The 18,981-nt window shown below is 71.8% G+C and carries 23 protein-coding genes and 1 tRNA gene; 7 read left to right on the forward strand and 17 right to left on the reverse strand.

What is annotated here, in order from left to right; genetic code table 11:
- The 7 genes from GWJ10_RS05540 (at window position 1) to GWJ10_RS05570 (ending at window position 4,970) form a co-directional block, all read left to right on the forward strand.
- Window positions 1-73, forward strand: a tRNA-Lys gene (locus GWJ10_RS05540).
- A 341-nt stretch (window positions 74-414) separates the two neighbouring features.
- Complete coding sequence (locus GWJ10_RS05545; RefSeq protein WP_163185900.1) at window positions 415-1,290, forward strand: hypothetical protein; 876 nt, start codon at window positions 415-417, stop codon at window positions 1,288-1,290.
- Window positions 1,291-1,315: 25 nt separating this feature from the next.
- Window positions 1,316-2,182: a DUF2637 domain-containing protein gene (locus GWJ10_RS05550; RefSeq protein ID WP_163185903.1), complete on the forward strand. Its 867-nt coding sequence runs from the start codon at window positions 1,316-1,318 to the stop codon at window positions 2,180-2,182.
- Between the two features lie 474 nt (window positions 2,183-2,656).
- Window positions 2,657-3,244 (forward strand): hypothetical protein, encoded by a 588-nt coding sequence (locus tag GWJ10_RS05555; protein ID WP_163185906.1) that lies wholly within the window; start codon window positions 2,657-2,659, stop codon window positions 3,242-3,244.
- On the forward strand, window positions 3,241-4,143 hold the full coding sequence (locus GWJ10_RS05560; protein ID WP_163185909.1) for a hypothetical protein: 903 nt from the start codon (window positions 3,241-3,243) through the stop codon (window positions 4,141-4,143). Before GWJ10_RS05555 ends, GWJ10_RS05560 begins: the two co-directional genes overlap by 4 nt.
- A 141-nt stretch (window positions 4,144-4,284) precedes the next feature.
- Entirely contained in the window at window positions 4,285-4,686 is a 402-nt protein-coding gene (locus GWJ10_RS05565; protein ID WP_163185912.1) for a hypothetical protein, read from the forward strand.
- A gap of 35 nt (window positions 4,687-4,721) precedes the next feature.
- Window positions 4,722-4,970, forward strand: a complete 249-nt coding sequence (locus tag GWJ10_RS05570) for a hypothetical protein (protein ID WP_163185915.1) — start codon at window positions 4,722-4,724, stop codon at window positions 4,968-4,970.
- 160 nt (window positions 4,971-5,130) lie between these two features.
- Here the strand turns inward: GWJ10_RS05570 and GWJ10_RS05575 are convergent, their stop codons facing one another.
- From GWJ10_RS05575 to GWJ10_RS05655, 17 genes are all read right to left on the reverse strand, one after another.
- Window positions 5,131-5,760, reverse strand: a complete 630-nt coding sequence (locus GWJ10_RS05575; RefSeq protein ID WP_277394942.1) for a PAS and ANTAR domain-containing protein — start codon at window positions 5,758-5,760, stop codon at window positions 5,131-5,133.
- Between the two features lie 266 nt (window positions 5,761-6,026).
- Entirely contained in the window at window positions 6,027-6,770 is a 744-nt protein-coding gene (locus GWJ10_RS05580) for a hypothetical protein (protein ID WP_163185921.1), read from the reverse strand.
- Window positions 6,767-7,897 (reverse strand): hypothetical protein, encoded by a 1,131-nt coding sequence (locus tag GWJ10_RS05585; protein WP_163185924.1) that lies wholly within the window; start codon window positions 7,895-7,897, stop codon window positions 6,767-6,769. The genes GWJ10_RS05580 and GWJ10_RS05585 overlap by 4 nt, the downstream gene beginning before the upstream one ends.
- Window positions 7,897-8,502, reverse strand: coding sequence for a hypothetical protein (locus GWJ10_RS05590; protein ID WP_163185927.1), 606 nt, complete (start codon window positions 8,500-8,502; stop codon window positions 7,897-7,899). The genes GWJ10_RS05585 and GWJ10_RS05590 overlap by 1 nt, the downstream gene beginning before the upstream one ends.
- Before the next feature lie 40 nt (window positions 8,503-8,542).
- Window positions 8,543-9,073 (reverse strand): hypothetical protein, encoded by a 531-nt coding sequence (locus tag GWJ10_RS05595; RefSeq protein ID WP_163185930.1) that lies wholly within the window; start codon window positions 9,071-9,073, stop codon window positions 8,543-8,545.
- Complete coding sequence (locus tag GWJ10_RS05600) at window positions 9,070-9,243, reverse strand: hypothetical protein (RefSeq protein ID WP_163185933.1); 174 nt, start codon at window positions 9,241-9,243, stop codon at window positions 9,070-9,072. The genes GWJ10_RS05595 and GWJ10_RS05600 overlap by 4 nt, the downstream gene beginning before the upstream one ends.
- Window positions 9,240-10,121 (reverse strand): N-acetylmuramoyl-L-alanine amidase, encoded by an 882-nt coding sequence (locus tag GWJ10_RS05605; RefSeq protein ID WP_163185936.1) that lies wholly within the window; start codon window positions 10,119-10,121, stop codon window positions 9,240-9,242. Before GWJ10_RS05605 ends, GWJ10_RS05600 begins: the two co-directional genes overlap by 4 nt.
- 71 nt (window positions 10,122-10,192) lie before the next feature.
- Window positions 10,193-10,444, reverse strand: a complete 252-nt coding sequence (locus GWJ10_RS05610) for a hypothetical protein (protein WP_074809710.1) — start codon at window positions 10,442-10,444, stop codon at window positions 10,193-10,195.
- A gap of 13 nt (window positions 10,445-10,457) precedes the next feature.
- Window positions 10,458-10,910 (reverse strand): hypothetical protein, encoded by a 453-nt coding sequence (locus GWJ10_RS05615; protein ID WP_163185939.1) that lies wholly within the window; start codon window positions 10,908-10,910, stop codon window positions 10,458-10,460.
- Window positions 10,911-10,921: 11 nt separating this feature from the next.
- Window positions 10,922-11,965, reverse strand: coding sequence for a hypothetical protein (locus GWJ10_RS05620; protein ID WP_163185942.1), 1,044 nt, complete (start codon window positions 11,963-11,965; stop codon window positions 10,922-10,924).
- Complete coding sequence (locus tag GWJ10_RS05625) at window positions 11,965-13,158, reverse strand: hypothetical protein (protein WP_163185945.1); 1,194 nt, start codon at window positions 13,156-13,158, stop codon at window positions 11,965-11,967. The genes GWJ10_RS05620 and GWJ10_RS05625 overlap by 1 nt, the downstream gene beginning before the upstream one ends.
- Entirely contained in the window at window positions 13,155-14,126 is a 972-nt protein-coding gene (locus GWJ10_RS05630; protein WP_163185948.1) for a hypothetical protein, read from the reverse strand. The genes GWJ10_RS05625 and GWJ10_RS05630 overlap by 4 nt, the downstream gene beginning before the upstream one ends.
- A gap of 10 nt (window positions 14,127-14,136) precedes the next feature.
- Complete coding sequence (locus GWJ10_RS05635) at window positions 14,137-16,905, reverse strand: phage tail tape measure protein (protein WP_163185951.1); 2,769 nt, start codon at window positions 16,903-16,905, stop codon at window positions 14,137-14,139.
- Between the two features lie 227 nt (window positions 16,906-17,132).
- Window positions 17,133-17,648, reverse strand: a complete 516-nt coding sequence (locus tag GWJ10_RS05640) for a hypothetical protein (protein WP_163185953.1) — start codon at window positions 17,646-17,648, stop codon at window positions 17,133-17,135.
- The gene (locus tag GWJ10_RS05645) at window positions 17,645-18,187 is read right to left on the reverse strand and encodes a hypothetical protein (protein WP_163185955.1); all 543 of its coding nucleotides are present in this window, start codon (window positions 18,185-18,187) and stop codon (window positions 17,645-17,647) included. The genes GWJ10_RS05640 and GWJ10_RS05645 overlap by 4 nt, the downstream gene beginning before the upstream one ends.
- Before the next feature lie 2 nt (window positions 18,188-18,189).
- Window positions 18,190-18,600, reverse strand: coding sequence for a minor capsid protein (locus tag GWJ10_RS05650; RefSeq protein ID WP_163185958.1), 411 nt, complete (start codon window positions 18,598-18,600; stop codon window positions 18,190-18,192).
- A complete protein-coding gene (locus GWJ10_RS05655; RefSeq protein WP_163185961.1) occupies window positions 18,597-18,950 on the reverse strand; it encodes a hypothetical protein in 354 nt (117 codons plus the stop codon). The genes GWJ10_RS05650 and GWJ10_RS05655 overlap by 4 nt, the downstream gene beginning before the upstream one ends.
- Window positions 18,951-18,981 lie beyond the last annotated feature (31 nt).

Here is an 18,981-nt window from a genome sequence, read left to right on the forward strand (position 1 = left end):
GGGCCTCTAGCTCAATCGGCAGAGCTGCGGACTTTTAATCCGTAGGTTGTGGGTTCGAACCCCACGGGGCCCACTCTCTGACCTGCGAGAACACCCCATCCATCGAACTTTCGTTCGATCCTGCTGGGCAAATGCTGGGCACGGCCGCCCTGTGAGCGCCCCGCTCCCCCACCACATGACGCCTCGCGCGGCACCTGCCGCCGCGGGCCCTTTCGTCGACCCCGACGGCGTTGACGCGCCGCGTTATCGCCTCTCGCGGCTCACCAACTCGAGGTCGCCCGCGACCCCGTAGGCCCACAACAGAACGGCCCCGACCGGTGGTTGCAACACCGAGCGGGGCCTGACCACCACTAGAGGACTGGACCCTCCGAGATGGCTCTCGCTCACGCTAGCAGCACCCTTCCCGTAGCGCCGGTGGCGCCCGACCCGACGACGTCCGCGCGCCGCCACGTGAACGCGTGGCGCGACGCGGTGTGGACGTCGACCCTCTCCGCGACGGACAAGCTCGTCGCCCTCGCCTACGCCGACCACGCGTCCACCGGGCCGCTGCGGGTGTGGGTCGCGGCCGAGCGCCTGCAGGCCCGCACCAGCCTGGGCAGGACGGCCACGATGGCCGCCGTGCGGCGCCTGCGCGACGCCGGGTGGCTCACCCTCACCAGCGCCGGAGTGCGCGGCTCCACGGCCCGCTACGCGCTCACCGTGCCTGGTGCCATGGCCGAGCACGGCGACCAGGCCGACGACGTAGACCTCGTCGAACACCAGGAGCACGAGCCGCGAGCGCCGCGGCGGGTGTCGGCTCGCGACGGACTCGTGTCGCCTCGCGACGAAAGGGTGTCGCAAGGCGTGCCGGATCCCCTGTCCTATCCCCTGCCCCATCCCCTCACCAGGTCGCTCGCCGTCGTCGAGGACGTCGCGGCCGAGCGGGACGCCCTGCTCGACGGGGTGGTGGAGGAGATCCGCTCCCACCCCCTCGCCCGTGGCCTGGCGGCCACGGCGGTCCGCCGTCACGCCCGCGAGCTGCGCGCCGCCGGGTGGACGCCTGACGACGTCGCCCGCGAGCTCGCCGCGCAGGACTTCACCGGGGCCCGCAGTGCGGGCTTGCTCCGCTACCGCCTCACCGCGCTCGCGCAGTCAGGTCCCACGCCTCCGCCTGCGCCCCGGGCAGCCGACCGCCCCGTCACCACGACCCGCGATCTCTTCGCCGCGGACGACGCCGCCCACGCTGCCGCGCCCCCGTCGCCCGAGACGCTCGCCGCCGCTCGCGCCGCCGCCTGGCGCACCGCCCGCTGACCGCCCGCACGAGAGGACCACCGCCATGACCACCACCGCCACGCCCCGCCCGACGACGGCCGCCCGGATCAACCCCGACAACCGCCTCGTGCTCGCCGGTCTGCTCGTCGTGCTCGTCGCCGTCGCCGCGGCCTCGTTCACGCTCTCGTTCACTGGCCTGTCCGCGGCCGCGCCGTGGGCCGCGATCCCCGTCCGCCTCGCCTGGCTCGTGCCCGTCGCGCTCGAGGTCGCCATGCTCGGGTACGTCATCGCCGCGTTCGTCCGCACCCACCGCGGTCAGAGCGCACGCCTGCCCTGGACGCTCGTCTGGGCCCTGACCGCCGTCTCGTCCGCGATCAACGCCGCGCACGCCTGGGACGCCGGGCCCAAGGGCTGGCAGGGCATCGTCGGCGCCGCCCTCGCCGCCGGGTTCCCGTTCATGACGCTCGCCGCCGCGCACGTCGTCGCCGGCGTCGCGCTCGGCCCGCTGACCGACACCGCCCCGGCGACGCACGCGGACGCCGAGACCGCGACGGACGCGGACACCACGACGGTCACCGCGAGCGCCGGACAGGCGGACGCGGCCGATGTCGTCGGCGACCTCGCGCCGGTCGCGCTCGTCGTCGAGCGCACGGCCGAGCTGCACGCCGTGGACACCGAGACGGCGGACGCCCGGACGGACGGCGGACACCCGGACGGCGTCCGGACGCTCCGGACGGGCGCCCGCGGACGCGTGGTCGAGCGCCTCGAGGAGATCGACCGTCTCGCGCGGACGACGGACATGTCCGGGCGCGCGATCGCGGACGAGCTCGGCCTCGGCCGGACGAGCGTCTGCGCCCGCGTGTCCGCCGTCCGGGCCGAGCGGACGGACGCCCGGACACCGGACACGGACGCCGTTCTGCTCGCCGTCTAGGTGTCCGTCCACGCGGGGATCGTCCACCGCCGCGAGGGGGCCGCGCCGATCGGCGTCGTGTGGTTCTGCCACCGGCCGACGTCGGCGCACCCCTCCGCGGCGAGCGCCCCGCACGCCGGACACGTCCACAGCGTGTGCCACCACGGCTCAGAGCACCCGCACCGGACGAACCCCTCGCGAGGCCGGTCGCGGTGCAACCCCCACGCGGACGCGCACGCCGGACACTGGCGCGGCGGGACCTTGAGCCACCGCCCGCGCCGCACCTCGACCCACCCGGGCCAGGGCCGCGACTCCACCGGATCATGCTGACACAGGATCGAACATATGTTCGATTCGGCGGTACACTCATGCCCCTAGTCACGCGCGAGGGTAGGAGTCGAACACGTGTTTTCATCCCTCCCCACCTTTGCTCCGGAGCATCGCCGCTTGCTAGGTTCCGCCGCATGCCTGCCCCATCGCCGTGCCATCACTGACATGGTGCTGACTTTCGACCACGAGACCGGCTATCCGCCTCCCGGTCGCGTCCGCGTGCCGTTCGACGAGGCAGAAGCGCTCCTCGTCGCCGACGCCGCCTTCCACGAGTCGACAACGCGCCGGAACCTCTGGGCCGGGCTCGAGGAGTACGTCGCTCGCTTCCTCGCGCTCGAGGAGGCTCACGGCGATCACCTGGGCGGCCGCCAACTTCTTCACTACCTGTGGCTCGGCGGGAGCTTCGTCAGTACTGAGCTCAACCCGCGCAACATCGACCTCACCGTCTGCCTGGACGGAACGGCACGCGGGGCCCTCCGCGGTAAGAGCGGGGCGGCCTGGCTGACGGAGGCGTTCAAGCGCGAGTCGATCAAGCGGAAGTACGGGCTCTCCCCGATCGAGATGCTCCACTATCCGGTTGCCTCCGTGTTCCGGCCCGATACTCTCGAAGAGCACGAGAGGACCTACCTGCAGCGCCGAGGCGGGTGGGACGACTGGTGGCAGCGATGCCGGCTCACCGGCGAGGGTGCTGCTCGCCACCCGACTGTCGAGTCATCGGTTGCACGACGCGGCTATGTGGAGGTGACCCTGTGACCTCACCAACTCGCCGCCGCCTGCTCGAGAAGTACCAGTCCGAGAGTCAGGGCTGGCTCACCGAGCACGGGGACGGCCCCGCCGAAGAACTCGAACTCGAGATCTCGTCGCGCCGGAACTACCTCGACGCCCTGCGGGACTTCGACCCCGGTGCGAGATTCGCCGAGCAACTGACGGTTCGGCTCAGCGGGGACTTCGCCCACCGGGGCATCCTGGACCTTGAGCTTTCCCCGATCCTGACTGCACTCCGGCGCATCTTCGTCGAGGCGAAATCGGTCAACTTGGGGCTCTCGGACGTCGGCACTGGTAGCACCGTCCTGTACTTCCGGCCGGTGGAGACTGAGGAGCAAGAGCCGGTACTTGAAAGCTCGGCCGCACCGGTGGAGGCGTCCCCCGCAGACGACGTCGGCCGGACGCTTGTCCGGGTTGTGAAGGCCGTAGAGGAGTCGACCGACGTGCGCCAGTGGCGCACCTACGTCAGTGGACTCGAGGACGTCTCCGAGGTGCTCGACCAGCACGATCTTGACGCGGACTTTGTGTGGAGCTCGATGGGTGGTTACCTCGCGGGTGCCCGGCTGACCTCAAGCGGTCGCGGGTACCTCCGGAGTCTCAAGACCTCCACCACGGACGAGAACCTCATACCCGTGAGCGGACGCGTCACTGAGCTACGAGAGTCCGGCTACGTGAAGCTCAAGACCGGACGGGGGCGGACGAGCCCGACTCACGAGGTCCATATCGACTCTGAGGACCTGCTCGCGCTCGGTCTCTCGCTTGGGGAGACCGCGCACTTCGAGGTCCGGGAGAAGCGCACGCGAGACCGCCTCGGACGCGAGTCCACTGGCCGATTGGAGTTCGTGCGAGTCCTCTCGGCGCAAGACGGGCTCGACTTCGAGTCCTGAGAACGACAGAAGCGCCCCCGCCCTCCCGGAGGAGGACGGGGGCGCGCTCGCGCTCGCGTCCGCCGCGGACAGGCGTGGACAGACGGGTGAATTCCGGACGCGGCGCCCGCGCGCACCAGGCGCCGCCATAGGCTCCCCGGCATGAGACGAACCCTCGCCGCCGCCGGCGCGATCCTGGCCCTCTCGCTGACCCTGTCCGCGTGCTCGGGCGACGCGCCCGACGAGGCCACCGCGGCTCCCGCGACCGAGACCTCGCCCGCGGCCGAGACGAGCGCCGCCGTCGACCGGACCGCCGATGTCCAGGCCGCGGCCGGTGACGTCGTGACGAAGGCCACCGAGACCGAGCCGGGCCGCATCGAGGTTGAGACCACGATCGCCGACCCGCGGGGCGACGCCGGCGGCGCCGAGGGGCAGAGCGCGATCGCCGTCTGCGAGGCCGTCAAGGGTCTCGGCGCGGAGCACGTGAGCGTCCTCGAAGCCGACGGCTCGACGTTCGTCGTCGCCGGACACCCGTCCTACGGGGAGGCATGCACCGAGGTCTAGGTCGGTTAGGCCGACGCCCGCGTACCCTCAGCGCCATGCCCACCAAGCGGATCGCCGTCGCCGCCCTCGCGCTCAACGTCGTGCTCGTCGTGCTCGCCGTTGTCGCGTTCGTCCTGTGGCGCCAGGGTGTGGCCGAGGCAGAGTTCGAGGAGAAGTACGACGAATGCCTCACGCTCCGCGGGCTCGACACGGTCACGCCGCTGACCCCGGGGTACGACGGCGTCGAGTACGCCAACGAGCTGGCGAACTGCGCCGACCTCGCCCGCGGCCTCACCGACTCGTGACACGGGGAGACGCGTCCTAGCCGACTCGTGACACGAGAAGACGCGTCCTAGCCGACCCACCGCCACGACGACGAATCGCCCCCGCTCCTCCCGTGTGGGAGGAGCGGGGCGCGGTCGCGTGCGGGCGAGGTACTTGGGCGGATTGTCGACGCGAACCGTTCTAGCGCAGGATTGCGTCCACGCGTTCGGCGCAGTCCCCGCCAGCGCACATGGCTTCGTCGACGACGACGGACGCGAGGTCGCGCAGCCGGACGTTCTTGTCGTTCGACGCCTGCTTGAGGCGGGCGAACGCCTCGTCGGCGCTCACGCCGTGCGTGGCGATGAGGACGCCCTTCGCCTGCTCGATCGGGCCGCGACCCTCGGCCGCCGCTGCGATGTCGCGGCGTGTTCGCTCGTTCGCACGGGAGGTGATCGTCGCGGTGATGTCGGTGAAGTAGCCCATCAGCTCGACGACCTCGCCCGTCTCCCGGTCCCGGCGCCCCTGTCCCATGAGGGCGACGTACCGTTCGATGCCGTGGGCGTCCATGATGCGGTGCACGCTCGAGAACGCCTCACCCGTGGTCGCGGCGTGGTCGAGGACCGCACGCACGTGCTCGCGGTCGTCGGGGTGCTTGTGCGCCAGGACGAGCTCGGTGGTCGGTACCACTTCGCTCGGCTCGAACCCGTGCACCCGGTACGTCTCAGACGACCACCACCAGGTGCCGGTACCCAGGTCGAGGCGGAATGGGCCGGTCTTCTGCCCAGCGTCGCGGGTGCGGTGATGACTCCTAGAGGTGTTTTCCACAGACATGTCCTGCTCCGGTTTTCTTCGGAGGCGGCGGCGAGCCAGGTCCAGACTCGATCCTTCGACCGTACCGTCGCCCCTTCGAAGCGCAAGAGGTGGCGCACGCCCGGAACCGGTTCGTAGAGTGGTCGCGCGGCAACGGAGCCGCGGGGGCACTGGTTCCGTGATGAAGCCGCGGCCAGTGCACCTCCATCTCCTACCAGCACCGCCACCAGCAGACGACGAAGCGCCCCGCCCTCCCGGAGGAGGACGGGGCGCGGTCGTGCTGGGAGTCAGCCGAGGGGCTGCCACTGATCGCCGGTCCAGACGTAGGGCCGCAGCGGCGCCCACTGGTCGCCGGGCCAGTAGTACGGGCGGACCACGCCCCACTGGTCGGAAAGCCAGGCGCGGCCCGCGCCGCCGGGCCCCGGCTCGGGGGCGTCGGTGCGCACTGTGATCTCGCGGACCTGGACCGAGGGCTGGGCCCCGACCGTGGTCGCGACGATCTCGCGCACCTGCGCCCCGGGCGGGGCGGCCTCGCTCCACGTCACCGAGACGGTCGCGGCGTAGGTGGGGCTGCCGTCGTACTGACGGGCGCTGACCGCTCGCCCCGGCGCCTGGGTCATGAGGATCGCGATCGCGTTGCCCGCGACCCAGCCCGGCCGGTCGACGATCTCCTGGACGACCGTCGTGATGTCGATCGGCACGGTCCCGGCCGCGGGGATCTCGGCGACGTGCGAGGTCGCGCGGGGCTCGCCGAGGAGCCCGATGACGAGGGCGGGCACGTCTGGCACCAGCGGGGCGAATACGTTGACGAACCCCGACCCCGAGCCGGAGCCGAGCACGATCGTCGGGGTGATCGTCGCGGCGTCGATCTGGGCGCCCTGGGGCACGTCCATGGCCCGGATGCGGAACATGAGCGTGCCGGTCGAGATCCCGTAAAGGGTGCCGGTCAGGACGACGGACCCGGATGCGTCCAGGGTGGTCGCGCGCCCGTCGTCCTCGCTCGCCTGGACGGCGCCGTGCCACGTCGTCACGACGGGTTCCCGGTAACGCGGACCCGCAGCTTGGACCGGTCGGTGATCGCCGCGAGCTCGGCCTGCGTGCAGGTGAGCTCGAAGTGGGCCTCGGCCGCGCCGAGCGCGAACGTGCGCGTGGCGATGACCGTCGTCGCGCCCTGCAGCAGCTCGACGCGCATCGACGACGTCGACGTGCCGCGGTTCGCGTCCACCCCGATGCGCAGCGCCCCCGACGTCAGGGGCGGCAGCGCGTAGGTGATCGACTCGTCCGGCTGGACGCCCGGGGACTCAATCAGCGTCTCGGGCACGCCGTCGGACACGACCGTGACCAGGTCGCTCCCCCCGCGCGCGAACCACTGGCCCGCGTTGTCCGTCACGACGTAGGGCCGCGCCGTGGACACCGGTGCCGGGAGCACCGGCCCGATGAACGCCGCGGCATCCGCGCCGGTCGCCATCGCGACGTCGTCGAGGTAGTGCGTGTGCGCGTAGTACGTCTGCCCGGCGTCCTCCGTGCCGCCGAAGAACTGGCGGGCGCCCGGGAGCATGTCCGCGACGAAGTTCGCGACCGCGGTGTCGATCCAGTAGCAGCCCGGCAGCGGCTCCGGGGAGTCGCCGACGAAGATCGCGAACTCCTCCACGCCGTTCGCCGCGCCCACCGCCGTCGCGTACTTGATCCGCACCTCGTACCGGTACAGCACGCCGGCCTCGATCGGTGCCGAGGTGAACACCACCGCCCGGGACAGGCCCCGCACGACCTGCACCGTGCCGTCGGCCTGACGCACGAGCCCGAGCAGCGGACTGTAGTTGCCGTTGCCCTCTCGACCGGCTGACGCCTGGAAGATCCCCAGCGACCCGGCCGACCCGAGCGCCGAGACCCTCGAGTACCACCGGTAGGCGACCTGGGTCGAGAGCCGGGCCGTCCAGCCGAAGTGACGGCCGAGCGTCGCCGACGTGCCGATCCCCAGCGCGTAGCACAGCGCCCCATGCGCGGCGCCCTCGCTCGAGAACGACACGCCACCGGCGTTCTGGTTGAAGCTGCGGGCGGTCTCGAACGCCGTGCCTGCCGTCCCGCCCGTCTGCGCCAGTGAGGTGATGGGCGTCCCCGGCGCAGCCCCGGACTCGGCGGTGTTCAGGTAAATCGCCATCAGGCACCACCCCCGATCACGAAGATCACGTCACCGGGCTCCTGTCCCGACCCGGCCGGGGGCAGCGACGACGCGACGCCCCACAGGCGCAGCGGCTGCTCACCCATCCGTCGCACGAAGTTCCCCCACCCGACCTCGTGGTCGTTCGGGCCCGACTTGACCGGCACCTGCCCCGGGAGGCCGCCCTCGGGCACACCGCGCTGCGCGGCCGCGCTCGCCGCATCCTGAGCAGCCACGCGGGCACCGACTGCCGCGTCGGCAGCGTCGTGCGCGCGCGTTGCCGACGCGGCCGCGTAGGCGCGCAGCACCGCCTCGAAGTTCACCGGGCCGCGAGCGCCGGACCCTTCGTCGAGCCAGTCGAGGTAGAGGTCGGCGAGTCCGCCGGCCGGGGCGTCAGCGTCGTTGATCCAGATCCGCGGGACCTCGATCGTCGGCATGATCCGGACGACCGAGCCGGTGATCTGGTCGCCGACCTCGTTGTAGATCGGGAACGGCGCGGTCGTGTCGCGAGAGACGATCGTGATCGGCTCCCCGGCGAGCTCGCGCTTGAACTCGCCGGAGTCCGCGTCACGGACCTGCGCGCCGTCGATCCGGTACATCACCATGGCGGGTCGCCCTTTCTCTGGGAGGCGGGAGTGGGCGCGGTCAGCGCTCGAGCGGGTCGCGGTCCTCGCTCGCGCGCAGGTCGTCGACCATCGCACGCTCGTTGCGGGTGAGCGAGGAGATGTCGTAGACGCCGTCGTCGTCGGGCTCTGCCTCGATGGCGGGGACGGTCTCGGGGAGCTGCTCGACGATCGCGAGGACCGCGGTCGTGATGGCTGCGGTCGCGGCCTGGACGAGGGCGAGGCGCCAGTCGACGTCGGACCACACGAGCGCGGACCCGATGGACGCGGCCAAGGTCTGGCCGAAGGTGCGCAGCGAGCGGTCGAGCAGCGCGGCCCACCGGGAGCGGGTGGCGCCGAGCTCGGGCAGGGACGCGAGCGACGTCGCGAGGGACGCGACGGCGGCGAACGCGAACGCGAGCCCGGCCTGCCCGACGGCGGTCCAGTCCCCGCCGACGAGCGGGGCGAGGAACGGCAGCGCGGCGACGAGCACTGTGCGCAGCGCGCGGGCGCCGGCGGCTTGCCAGAACGCGGCCGTCAGGACGCGCGGGCGGGCGGGGGTGAGGGTGTTCACGGGGTGGCTCCGATCAGGTGGGCGAGCACCCGCAGGGGCTCGAGGACGAACAGGTGGACGGCGAGCACCGCGAGCGCGGTGCCGAGAGCGAGGGCCGCGGCCGCGATGGCGGCCGCGGCAGCGACGCGCCGCACCAGGCGTGCGGCGCGCTGGCGAGAGCGCGGGGTCACCGGAAGAGGCGGCCGGCGTTGAGCTCGGCCTGGATGACCTTCACGCCGGCGCTCGGGCGGCCCCACTCGCCGTCGCCGACGTAGCCGCGGGCGCGGCCGGTCGGCGTGGTCTCGAGGTACTGCTGGAACGCGTAGTCCGTGCGCGTGCGGCTGATGACCGCGGACGGGACGTTCTGCCGGTGGCCGACGCCGTCGACGTCGAGCGCGCGCCCGTCGTAGTCGCGGAAGCCGCGGGCGTTGAGGAAGCGCTGCAGCGCGCGCGTGAAGTTCGACGGCGCGCTGAGCGTGCCGTCGGGGTTCGCCGAGCCGATCGCGCGCTGCATCGCGCCGAGCGTGCCGGAGCCCTCGAACCCGTCCTCGTCGAGCTTCCCGCTCGGCTGGGCCGGGACGGGGCGCGCCGGGGCCGTCGCGCCGTTGATGCGCGCGACCATGCCTGCCCAGCCGCCCTCGGCGCCGGCCAGGAGCTGGGTGGGGCAGTTCTTCCCGGTGATGTCGTGGTGGTTCTTGAGCTGGGGACCGACGCCGATCGAGCGCAGCCACTGCGCGAGCTCGATCGCGTTCTGCACCGTGCGGGCGTAGTCGCCGTCGGGGTTCACGCACATCTCGACCGAGACGTAGTGCAGCCCGCCGTGCCCGGCCGACCACGTCTTGATCCCGTTCGCGAACGACTGCACCGCCTCGGTGTCGTCGACCGTCCAGTTCCACGACGCGTTGCGCACGTTGCCGCGCTTCTGCAGCCGGGCGTGCGCCGCGGCGTTCGCGCCACGGCTCTTGTTCGCCGTCTCGTGAAACAGGATGCCGACGGCCTTCGAGCCCGGGCCGTCGGTCATCGAGCGGATGACCGACGCGGGCGCGAGGTCCTGGCGTGTGGTGACCATGGGTGGAACCTCCTGGGCATGACGAAGCCCCGGCGCCGTGCGGCAGCCGGGGCTGGTGGGTGGGTGATCGATCAGTAGGTGGGCCAGCGCGGGACGTCGTCCTCGCCGTCGCCCTCTCGCGCGCCGAGGCGGAACAGCATCCGGCGAAGCCGGTGGGCGTACTCCTCGAGCAGCCGCCGGGCCTTGGCCTCCTTGTCGCGCTCGGCCCAGGCGTCGCGCTCCTCGGCCTGGCGGCCCTTGAGCCAGGCGACGACGTTGTCCAGGAGCTTGGTGATGATGCCGCCCGCGCCGAGCGCGGTGAGCAGTAGTGCCCAGGTCTCCACTCGTGCCCCCTCGTCAGACGTCTGCCGGACGGGCGTTGACCGGGCGGTACGGTCGCTCGCGCACCCTCACCCACCTGACGAGCTGCATGCCGAGGACGAACGCCACGAACCACGCCTGCAGCATCCGGTTCCCCGGCTGCTGCACCTGCAACGTCGCGAGGATCGCGAGGTAGATGAAGGCGGCGAGCGCGATCGACAGCACCGCGGACCGCTCGAGCCAGTAGATGCCCGGCAGCGCCGCGACCGAGCCGAGCGCGCACCCGAACGTCAGCAGCACCGTCAGCGCCGCCATGGCGGACGACCCGATCTGACCCTCGATCGACGCCGGCGGCGAGATCGTCGCGTACACGCCCGCCGCGACGCCGCTCGCGTACATCGCGAAGTACACCACCGAGATCACCCGCGGCTCGCGGACCTTCTGCCACGCGCGACGCAGCGCCCGAACGATGGCGTCTCCGCTCCCCATGCTCGCCGCCCTCACGCTTCGTAGATCGCGACGCGGCCGCCGCGGTTCGCGCGTGCGACGGCGCCGTACCCGGTGCCGTAGATGCGGCGCGTGCGCAGGGAGAACGTCTGGGCCCCGGTGAACACCTGCGCCGACACCGCGGCGTGGTACTCCTTCCACTGGTTCGACTGGTTGAACGCGTTCGACCCGACCCATGAGCTGATCTGCGTCGCGCCGACCATGGCGTCGAAGTCCCACCGGGTGTTGTTGTTGTCCGCCTCGTTGCCGAAGAAGCCCGCGACGACCGCCTCGACCCGGTACGGCACGCCAGGGTCGGGGATCGCGACGGAGCCGACGATCTGCGGGGACGCACCCCACACCTGCCAGGTCTCCTCGCGGCCCGGGATGCCCGACGGCGGGAGGTTCGCGAACGCGAACTGGTACACCGCGATGAGGCGCCCCGCGCCGGCGCTCGTCCAGGTCGGGGCGCCCTGGGCGTCGAGCTCGCGCACGTACTCCCCGCGGCCGCGGCGGGCGCGGGTGCCGAGCGGGACGTTCGGCGGCAGCGGCTCGCGGGCCGGCACGTCGAGGCTCGGGCCCGTGCGGCGTCCGAGCCAGCGGCGTGCGGCCTGGTTGAGGGACTCGCCCTTCTTGCGGGTCACCGCCCACAGCGGGAAGTCCTCGACGCCGGGAGGTGCTTCGTCCAGCGAGGGCAGCGCCGACGATCCCTCGACGCCGGGCACTCGGGCGAGGCGGCACGGGCCGGGGACGGTCGAGAACGCGGGGTCGTACCGGGCGACGATGATGTCAGTGCGTCCGGTGGCGGCGTCGGTCGACGGCGGGATCTCGATCTGCTGCGTCTGGCCCGCCGGGATGCGGTGCATGAACCCGGCGACGATGGACGTCGAGTCCTGGGTCGGTGAGCCCAGCAGAGCGTTGTCGGTGCCGGTGGGCAGGGTCAGCGCGTAGGCGGACCCGTCGACGTCGCCGACGATCGCGGGCTCGGGCCCGTTGATCGCCCGCCACACGTCGTCGGTGAAGTTCTGCCCGGCGAGCGGACCGGACTCCTGGGGCATCATGCGCTCCTCTTCAGTAGGGCGATGTCGCGCAGCGCGCGGTTCAGGCGCGCGGCTTGCTTCGTGGACTGCGATGTCGCGCCGGGCGTGCCGACGACGACCGAGACCTGCTCGGCGGCGTTCGGCCGCACGGAGGTCGCGAGCTCGCGCACGACGTTGTCCGAGACCGCCTCGGGCAGGTCGGGCAGCTCCACCCCGACCCGGTAGCCGACGTCGTAGTCACGGCGGACCTTGACGTCCGGTCCGTCGGCGACGGTGAACTCGACGGTGACGGGGGTCGCGCCTTCCGCGAGCGCCTCGGTGCCGGCACGGGTGATCTCGTCGACGTCGTCGGTCTGTCGCTGGTCGACGAGTCCCTCGCGGGCGCGTCCCCACAGCGCCTCGGCGTCGGCGTCGATGAACTGCGCGGCCGAGCGCGCCTCGAGCTCACCGGCGGAGAACACGATCGCGCGCGTGAGCTCGGGCGCCTCGAGCTTGTACGACCAGGAGGAGATCGTTCCCGTGGCGGTGGACTCGGCGAGGCCGAACCTGATGTTCTCGGAGACGTCCGGGACGTCGGAGATCGTGAGCAGGAGCCGCGGCGTTCCCGTGGACTCGTCGTGCTGCACGTCGACGCGCAGTCTCCCAGCCTCGCCGAGGTCGTGCACCAGGCGCACGAGCTCGTCCATGCGCGCTGAGACCGTCGTCGTGCCCCCGCGTCCGAGCGAGATCGGCAGCACGAGTCGTGTCTGCCGGCGGTTCGCCACCGGTGCGGCCGGGCCGAGGTTGGCCGCGATGTACGCCAGGAGCACGGTCTCGATCGGTCCAGTGCGCACGTCGTGCGCCGCGGTGAAGGTCGACGGGGTCGACGTCAGGACCTTGGACGGCTGGGGGAACGCGCGCCGGCTGCCGAGCTCGTCGAGGTCTGAGATGAACCCGAGGGTCGTGACGTCTGCCACGCGCCCTTCCTCGTCGGCCTCCATGCGCCGGTAGATCGAGCGCACCTGCCCGGACGTGACCTGGTCGCCGTCCCGGTCGAGGATGCAGCCCATGCCGGCCGTGAACACGCGCAGGGCGGACGACGGGCCGGTGAGGACCCACGTGTTCGCGATGTTGTACCGCTCGACGACGTCGAGCGCGGACCACCGCGTGACCGGGTCGAAGGTGCGCCCGAGGTCCGCGTCGCGCGGGATGATCTCCCAGGCCCCGCTCACCACATGCTCCTGTGCCGGCCGCGCCACTCGAGCGTGAGCAGCGTCTGCGTCGTCGCGCCAGGCACGGTGACGTCGAGCAGGTTCTCGCCCGGGCGGAACGGCGCGAACCGGCTCCCGCGCGCGACGCGCCCGGCAGCGAGCGCGCCGTCGAGCCGGATCGACTTGTGCCGAGGGTCGGTCACGATCCGCAACGTGGCACCGGCCGCGATCGCGCCCGGCACGTGGATCGACAGGCCCGTGCTCGAGGTGATCGTCGCGGACGTCGCTGGCCCGCGGAGCTCGATCGTCGGGTAGAACGGGCGACCCGACGACATCTCGACGCGCATGTCCTCCCCGATCACGGTCGACGGGGCCAGCTGGCGCGTGCCCCACGGGCGGTCGGTGCCCGGCGAGGACGACAGGAAGGGCTCTGCGGTCCCGAGCGGGAACGGCCGGCGCACCGCCTCCCGGTCCTCTGGGAACGGCTGGGCCGCGAGCGCCTGCAGCACGAACCGGTCGTAGACCGGGATGCCGAGCTCGTTGCCCTCGAGTCCGGAGACGTAGCAGACCTCGAGCTGACGGCGTCCGCTGGCCGACTCGGCGACGATCCGGAACGTGCGGGGCGGATCTGCGGGTGTTGGCGGGGTGGGGTCGGTCAGGTCCCGGATCCGCTGACGCAGCGCCCACATTTCGGTCTGGTCGGAGCCGAGGATCGACAGCGGCAGGAGGACGTCGCGCTCCGGGAAGTACACGCTGGACAGGTTCGTGCCCTCGACGCCCGGCGTGCCCGACGTCTCGAGGTCGGAGGGTGCGACCTCGAGGCCGGTGAACCCGTTGAGCAGTGACACCCTGCGCGCGGGGATCGGGCCGTTGACGGGCACGACGAGCGACCCGTCCGAGGACTCGAGCCAGATCTTGCGCGAGTCCTCGGAGACGGGCGGCTCGGTCGGGGGTGCCGTGCGGACCGACGCGAGGATGAAGAAGGACAACGCTGCCTCCTCAGATCTCGAGCAGCTCGCGCTGCTGCAGCGCGAGTAGGACGTCACGGGGACGGACCCGCTCGCGCGAGATGATCGTCACCGGCGCGGAGAACGACCGGCTCACGGTCGGGGCTGCCGGCTGCGCGGACTGGACCTGCCCGCCGTTGGCGTACCCGGGCAGTCGGTCGGCGTTGATCGCCTCGAGCAGCGCCGCGTACTTGCGCGCGGACGCGGCCCGGACGACGAACTCCTCGGGCATCGCCATGATCGGAACCGAGTCCTGACCGCGGATCCCGCCCGTGACCCACCCGCCGGAGGCGTACCGGCGCGAGTTGTACCCGACGCCGGTGATCTGCTCACCGGACGCGTTGTACTGGACCGTGACGTTGACGCGCCGCCCATCGAGCAGGTCGAGCTGTTGACGGACTGTCGAGACTGCGTCCCAGGCGTTGCCGATCGCCGTCAAGGTGACCGTCCCGTCGGGCAGGGTCTCGACCCTGTAGGCCAGGCCACCGACCTCGGTCGTGACCGCGCCGGCGTTCGACGAGATCGCGGTATCGACCTTGGACGGGACCGCGCCGTAGGAGTCGATCAGTGCCCACGCCTGGTCCTCTGTGAGGCCCATCTGCACGAGTTGGTTGTAGAGCGCCTGGCGCCCGGTCTCGTACTTCTGCGCGAGCGAGTCCTGGGTCTCACCGGCCCGGGCGCCTGCGGCGGCCTCCGCGTCGAGCGCGGCGACCGCGGCCTGCATCTGCCGCTCGAGCTCCGCCCCGGCGGTGACCGTGCCGTCCTGCGCGACGGTGAACGCGTCGACGAGCTGCGTCGCGCCATCGGCCGAGTAGCCGACCTGGTCGAGCGACTTGGCGGCCGCCATGCTCGCGTCGTGGAACTCGGCCTGCAGGACTTGCGGGATCCCGAACTCGTTGAGCTTCTGCTGGGCGGGGTCGATCCCGTTCTCGATCAGGTTGGTACGGATCGTGTCGGCGATGTCGGCCGCGTCCTCGCCCGCTTCCCGCATCGACCCGGCGAGGTCGTGCATCGAGTCGGCGGCGCCGTCGAGGTCGACACCCGGGATCTTCTCGAGCCCGTCGAGCACCCCGCCGAGTCCGTCGACGAGGTCGGCGAGTGGGCCGGCGATGAAGGTGCCGATCGCCTCGGCGCCGGTCGCCGTGAACTCGACGACCCCGCGTCCGGCGTCGAGCGCCCCGTTGGCCATGTCGAGCATGAAGCGCACGACCAGCGACCGGTTCTCCGACACGGTCGTCGCGAGCTCGCCGAGCGGGTCGGAGAAGGCCGCGGCGAGCGCGCCCTTGATGCCGTCGCCGGCGACCTCGATGTTGCGCCGAGCCTCCTCGAGCTTGGTGGCGTCGTTGTCGGCGAGGGTGTCGAACATGCGCTGTGCCGCGCCCTGGACGCCGTTGAGCTGGTCGACGGCGTTCGTCAGGTCCATGGCGAAGAGCGCCTCACCGAGGTCCTCGGCCTGGGTGCCGAAGAGCGCAACCGCGGCCGCGTTCCTCGCGACGGGGTCCTCCATGTCGCGGAGCCGGTCGAGCACGATGTCGAGGCCGTCTCGTGCCGACTGCCCGCCGGCGGCGATCTTTCCCGTCATCTCCTCGGCGTTGAGCCCGAGGAGCTGGAAGCCCTCGGCGGACGCCTTCGACCCGTCCGTCGCGCGGATCTGGAACTCCTTGAGCGCGTCGGCCGCGAGGTCGCTGTTGCGCGCGCCGGCGTTCAGGCCCTGGTTGATGAGCCCGAGCGCTTCGGCGCCAGAGAGCCCGAGGCGCTGGAAGAGCGACGGGTACTCCGTGAAGGTGTCGAGCAGGTCCTCCTGCGCGTTCACACCCTCACGGGCGCCGGTCGCGAGCAGGTCGAACGCTTCGTCTGCGGAGCTCACGAGGCCGGTCTTGAGCAGCTGGGTCACCGCGACGGAGACCGGCCGGACCTCCTCGTCGAGGACGTCCGCGATGCCGGCGAGAGACTGGATGACCTGCTGGGCCTGGCGGGTCGTCTGCGCCGGGTCGAGCAGGCCCTGCTGCACGGCGATGCGGGCCGTGTCCATGTTCTGCTCGACGGACTCGCCGAACACGTTCGCGTAGGCCTCGCCGGCGGCGCGGCCGAGCTTCGCCGCCTCGCCCTCCGAGATCCCCGTCAGGCCCTGCAGGCGGTCCTGGCGCAGCTCGACGCCGAGACCGTCCGTGACGGCGTCCGCGAGCGCCTTGCCGGCGGCGACGCCGATGCCGATGACGGCGCCGGCGATCGGGATCGTGGCGAGCGCGGCGACGATCCCGTCGGAGAGGCCGGCGCCGGCCTTCTGTCCGCCCTCGGCGCCGGCGTCGCCGGCGTCGTCGGCGAGGTCGTCGAGCGCGCCTTCGGCGGCCGCGGTGTCGGCGTCGACCTCCATCGTGGCGCGCGCGGAGCGCAGGCCCTGCAGGGTGCGCTCGACGCGCTCGAGCTTGCCCTCCGCGCGTGTGATGTCGGCGTCGACCTGCAGCTCGCCCTTGACCGAGTTGAGGTACTCGAGCTCGCCGCGGATCTTCTCTGACTGCTGCTCGGCCTGGGAGATGTCGGCTTCGATGCGGGTGACGACGTTCTCGGAGACGAGCTTCTTCGCCGCGTCCTCGACGCGGTCCATGCCGTCGAGGGCGCCCTTGGCGTCGGCGTCGACCTTGACCTTCGCGGGGTTGCGCTCGATGCGCTGCCCGATCTGCTTGACGTCCTTCTCGGCCTTCTCGACCTGCTTCGTGTCGGCCGTGAACAGGAACTCGAGCTCGCCCGCGCGAAGGCTCATCACTCACCTCCGGGGTAGGACTTGGTGCAGGCGACTGCGCGGGTCGTGGACGAGGTCGAGGATCAGACCGCGCACACCCACCCACGGGCGCGCGCGCACGGCGGGGTCGAACAGGTCGAGGCGGTGCAGCTCGGACAGGTCCGCGAGGAGCAGGCCCCAGTGCCGGGTGATCGCTGTCCAGGAGTCGTCGACGATCGGGCCTCCGCGCCGGGCCGGGCGCGCCTGGTTCAGGTGCGCCGGGACCCGGTAGTCCGCGAAGATCGGGATCCCTTGCTCGTCGTGGTCGATGGGTTCGCCGACCCCGAACCGCGCCCACTGTTCCGGCGTGAGGTCGGCGGCGCTTTTGGGAGGTCGTCCTCGTCGGTCTGCGCGGCGTTCGCGCCGTCACGCGGTGTCCACAGGGCTGTGGCGTAGATGTCCGCGACGGCCTTGCCCCGGGTCCAGTAGAAGACGGCGTAGTACGCCATGCGGTCGATGGTCGTGGGGTGCACGCCGTCGTCGACCATCTGCTGGTAGACGTCGGCGCCGAGTGCCGGGTGATCGCCGGGCCCGATGGTGTCGAGCACGGCCTGCACGTCGGTGGGGATGGGGCCCTTCGCGATGCCGAGGTTGACCTCGGCGCGCACGGCGCACGCGAGCAGCTTGCCCATGTCGCCCACGCTGGGCGGGCGCACCGTGTAGGTGCGCTCGCCCAGCGTGAGGGGCAGCGAGGGGACCGCCCACTCTGAGAAGTCGACGGTCACGGCTCCACGGGCTCCGCGTCCCAGCTCGTGAACGGGTTCGCGATCTCCCGCCGCGGGCCCTTGCCCGTGTAGGTGATGTTGAGCCGCTCGACGGCACCGTCAGCGCCGGTGTTGGCGCGCTGAACCGCGACCGTGGCGAAGCCCTCGAAGGCGTCCTCGGGGTCCGGGGTGCCGGTCTCGGGCTTGTGGTAGTACCGCAGGTGCACCACCGCGTCCTGGCCCTTGGCCGAGGGCTTCGTCGCGTCGACGACGGTCTGAACCTCGGGCAGGAACTTGCCGGTCGTCGCGGACCGGTTGCCGAGGACCGAGTGCGACAGGACCCACGACTCCCCCGTCTTGTCCTCGTTCGTCGCGCCGAAGTCGTCGTAGGTCTGCGCGTCCTGGGTGATCGGGGTGATGTTCGGCTGGAAGTCCGCGATACGGCGCATCGGCTGCCAGGTGGCCGGCGTGGCCGGGTAGGCGGTGTCGATGTCGAGCCCGTACTCGTAGGACTTGCCGAGGGAGGTCCCAGCCGGGACCGCGGGAGGGGTAGGTGCCATGACTAGGCCTCCGGGTTGTCGATGATGATCTGGTAGTTGTCCGACCGCTCATGACGACCGGTCGCGTCCGGTCCCAGCCGCGCGAACGACAGCCGGAACACGGTGTTGAGGCCCTCCACGCGGGAGAGCCGTTGCAGCGCCGCGAACGAGGCGTCCGCGAGCGCGTCAGCCCCGTCCGGGGCGTTCTGCTCGCCGCGGTGCATGAGCTGCACCCGGCGGGTCTTGAGGCCGTTCTCGAGCTCGTCCGCGCCGCCGTAGACGGAGACGCCGACCGCCCGGTTCGGCGACGTGCCGATCGGGCCGTAGAACAGCCGCACGGCCGCCGTCGGGTTGATCCCTCCCGGGATCCACGCCCAGCCGCACCGCAGCGCGAGCAGGCGGCACACGACGCGCGTGAGCTCTGCATCCGTCATCCGCCCAGCTCCTTCTGGATCCGGTGCGCGACGATCTGCACGAGCTCGCTCTGCATGTCCTGGCCGGCGGACTCGAGGAACTTGGGGCCGCCGCTCTCGTGCTCGTAGGACAGGTCCTCGTGCTGACGCGCGATGTACGGGTAGCGGCTCTTGTGGCCGGGGCGTGTCGGTGTCTGGTAGGAGATCGAGACCGTCAGGTCCTCGACCTGCACGTCGCCGGCTTCCTTGAGGTCGCCCAGACCCTCGGGTGCGCGATCGTTCGACTCCTCGAGTAGCGCCTCACCGGCCTCGCGCAGACCGTCCTGAGCGGCCTGCTCAATCGTCGATAGGACGGGGAGGTAGAACTTCACCCGAAATCGCCTCCTCGGCGTAGGTACCCTC

It is taken from the genome of Cellulosimicrobium sp. SL-1 (genome assembly GCF_011033075.1).
Lineage (GTDB): Bacteria > Actinomycetota > Actinomycetes > Actinomycetales > Cellulomonadaceae > Cellulosimicrobium > Cellulosimicrobium funkei.

What these genes read in the sequence shown, in the direction of transcription:
- GWJ10_RS05605 (WP_163185936.1), bottom strand. Translation starts at nt 10,121, where the DNA reads ATGGTCACCACACGCCAGGACCTCGCGCCCGCGTCGGTCATCCGCTCG.
- GWJ10_RS05550 (WP_163185903.1), top strand. Translation starts at nt 1,316, where the DNA reads ATGACCACCACCGCCACGCCCCGCCCGACGACGGCCGCCCGGATCAAC.
- GWJ10_RS05635 (WP_163185951.1), bottom strand. Translation starts at nt 16,905, where the DNA reads ATGAGCCTTCGCGCGGGCGAGCTCGAGTTCCTGTTCACGGCCGACACG.
- GWJ10_RS05565 (WP_163185912.1), top strand. Translation starts at nt 4,285, where the DNA reads ATGAGACGAACCCTCGCCGCCGCCGGCGCGATCCTGGCCCTCTCGCTG.
- GWJ10_RS05620 (WP_163185942.1), bottom strand. Translation starts at nt 11,965, where the DNA reads ATGCCCCAGGAGTCCGGTCCGCTCGCCGGGCAGAACTTCACCGACGAC.
- GWJ10_RS05575 (WP_277394942.1), bottom strand. Translation starts at nt 5,760, where the DNA reads ATGTCTGTGGAAAACACCTCTAGGAGTCATCACCGCACCCGCGACGCT.
- GWJ10_RS05615 (WP_163185939.1), bottom strand. Translation starts at nt 10,910, where the DNA reads ATGGGGAGCGGAGACGCCATCGTTCGGGCGCTGCGTCGCGCGTGGCAG.
- GWJ10_RS05585 (WP_163185924.1), bottom strand. Translation starts at nt 7,897, where the DNA reads ATGGCGATTTACCTGAACACCGCCGAGTCCGGGGCTGCGCCGGGGACG.
- GWJ10_RS05555 (WP_163185906.1), top strand. Translation starts at nt 2,657, where the DNA reads ATGGTGCTGACTTTCGACCACGAGACCGGCTATCCGCCTCCCGGTCGC.
- GWJ10_RS05590 (WP_163185927.1), bottom strand. Translation starts at nt 8,502, where the DNA reads ATGGTGATGTACCGGATCGACGGCGCGCAGGTCCGTGACGCGGACTCC.
- GWJ10_RS05650 (WP_163185958.1), bottom strand. Translation starts at nt 18,600, where the DNA reads ATGACGGATGCAGAGCTCACGCGCGTCGTGTGCCGCCTGCTCGCGCTG.
- GWJ10_RS05645 (WP_163185955.1), bottom strand. Translation starts at nt 18,187, where the DNA reads ATGGCACCTACCCCTCCCGCGGTCCCGGCTGGGACCTCCCTCGGCAAG.
- GWJ10_RS05570 (WP_163185915.1), top strand. Translation starts at nt 4,722, where the DNA reads ATGCCCACCAAGCGGATCGCCGTCGCCGCCCTCGCGCTCAACGTCGTG.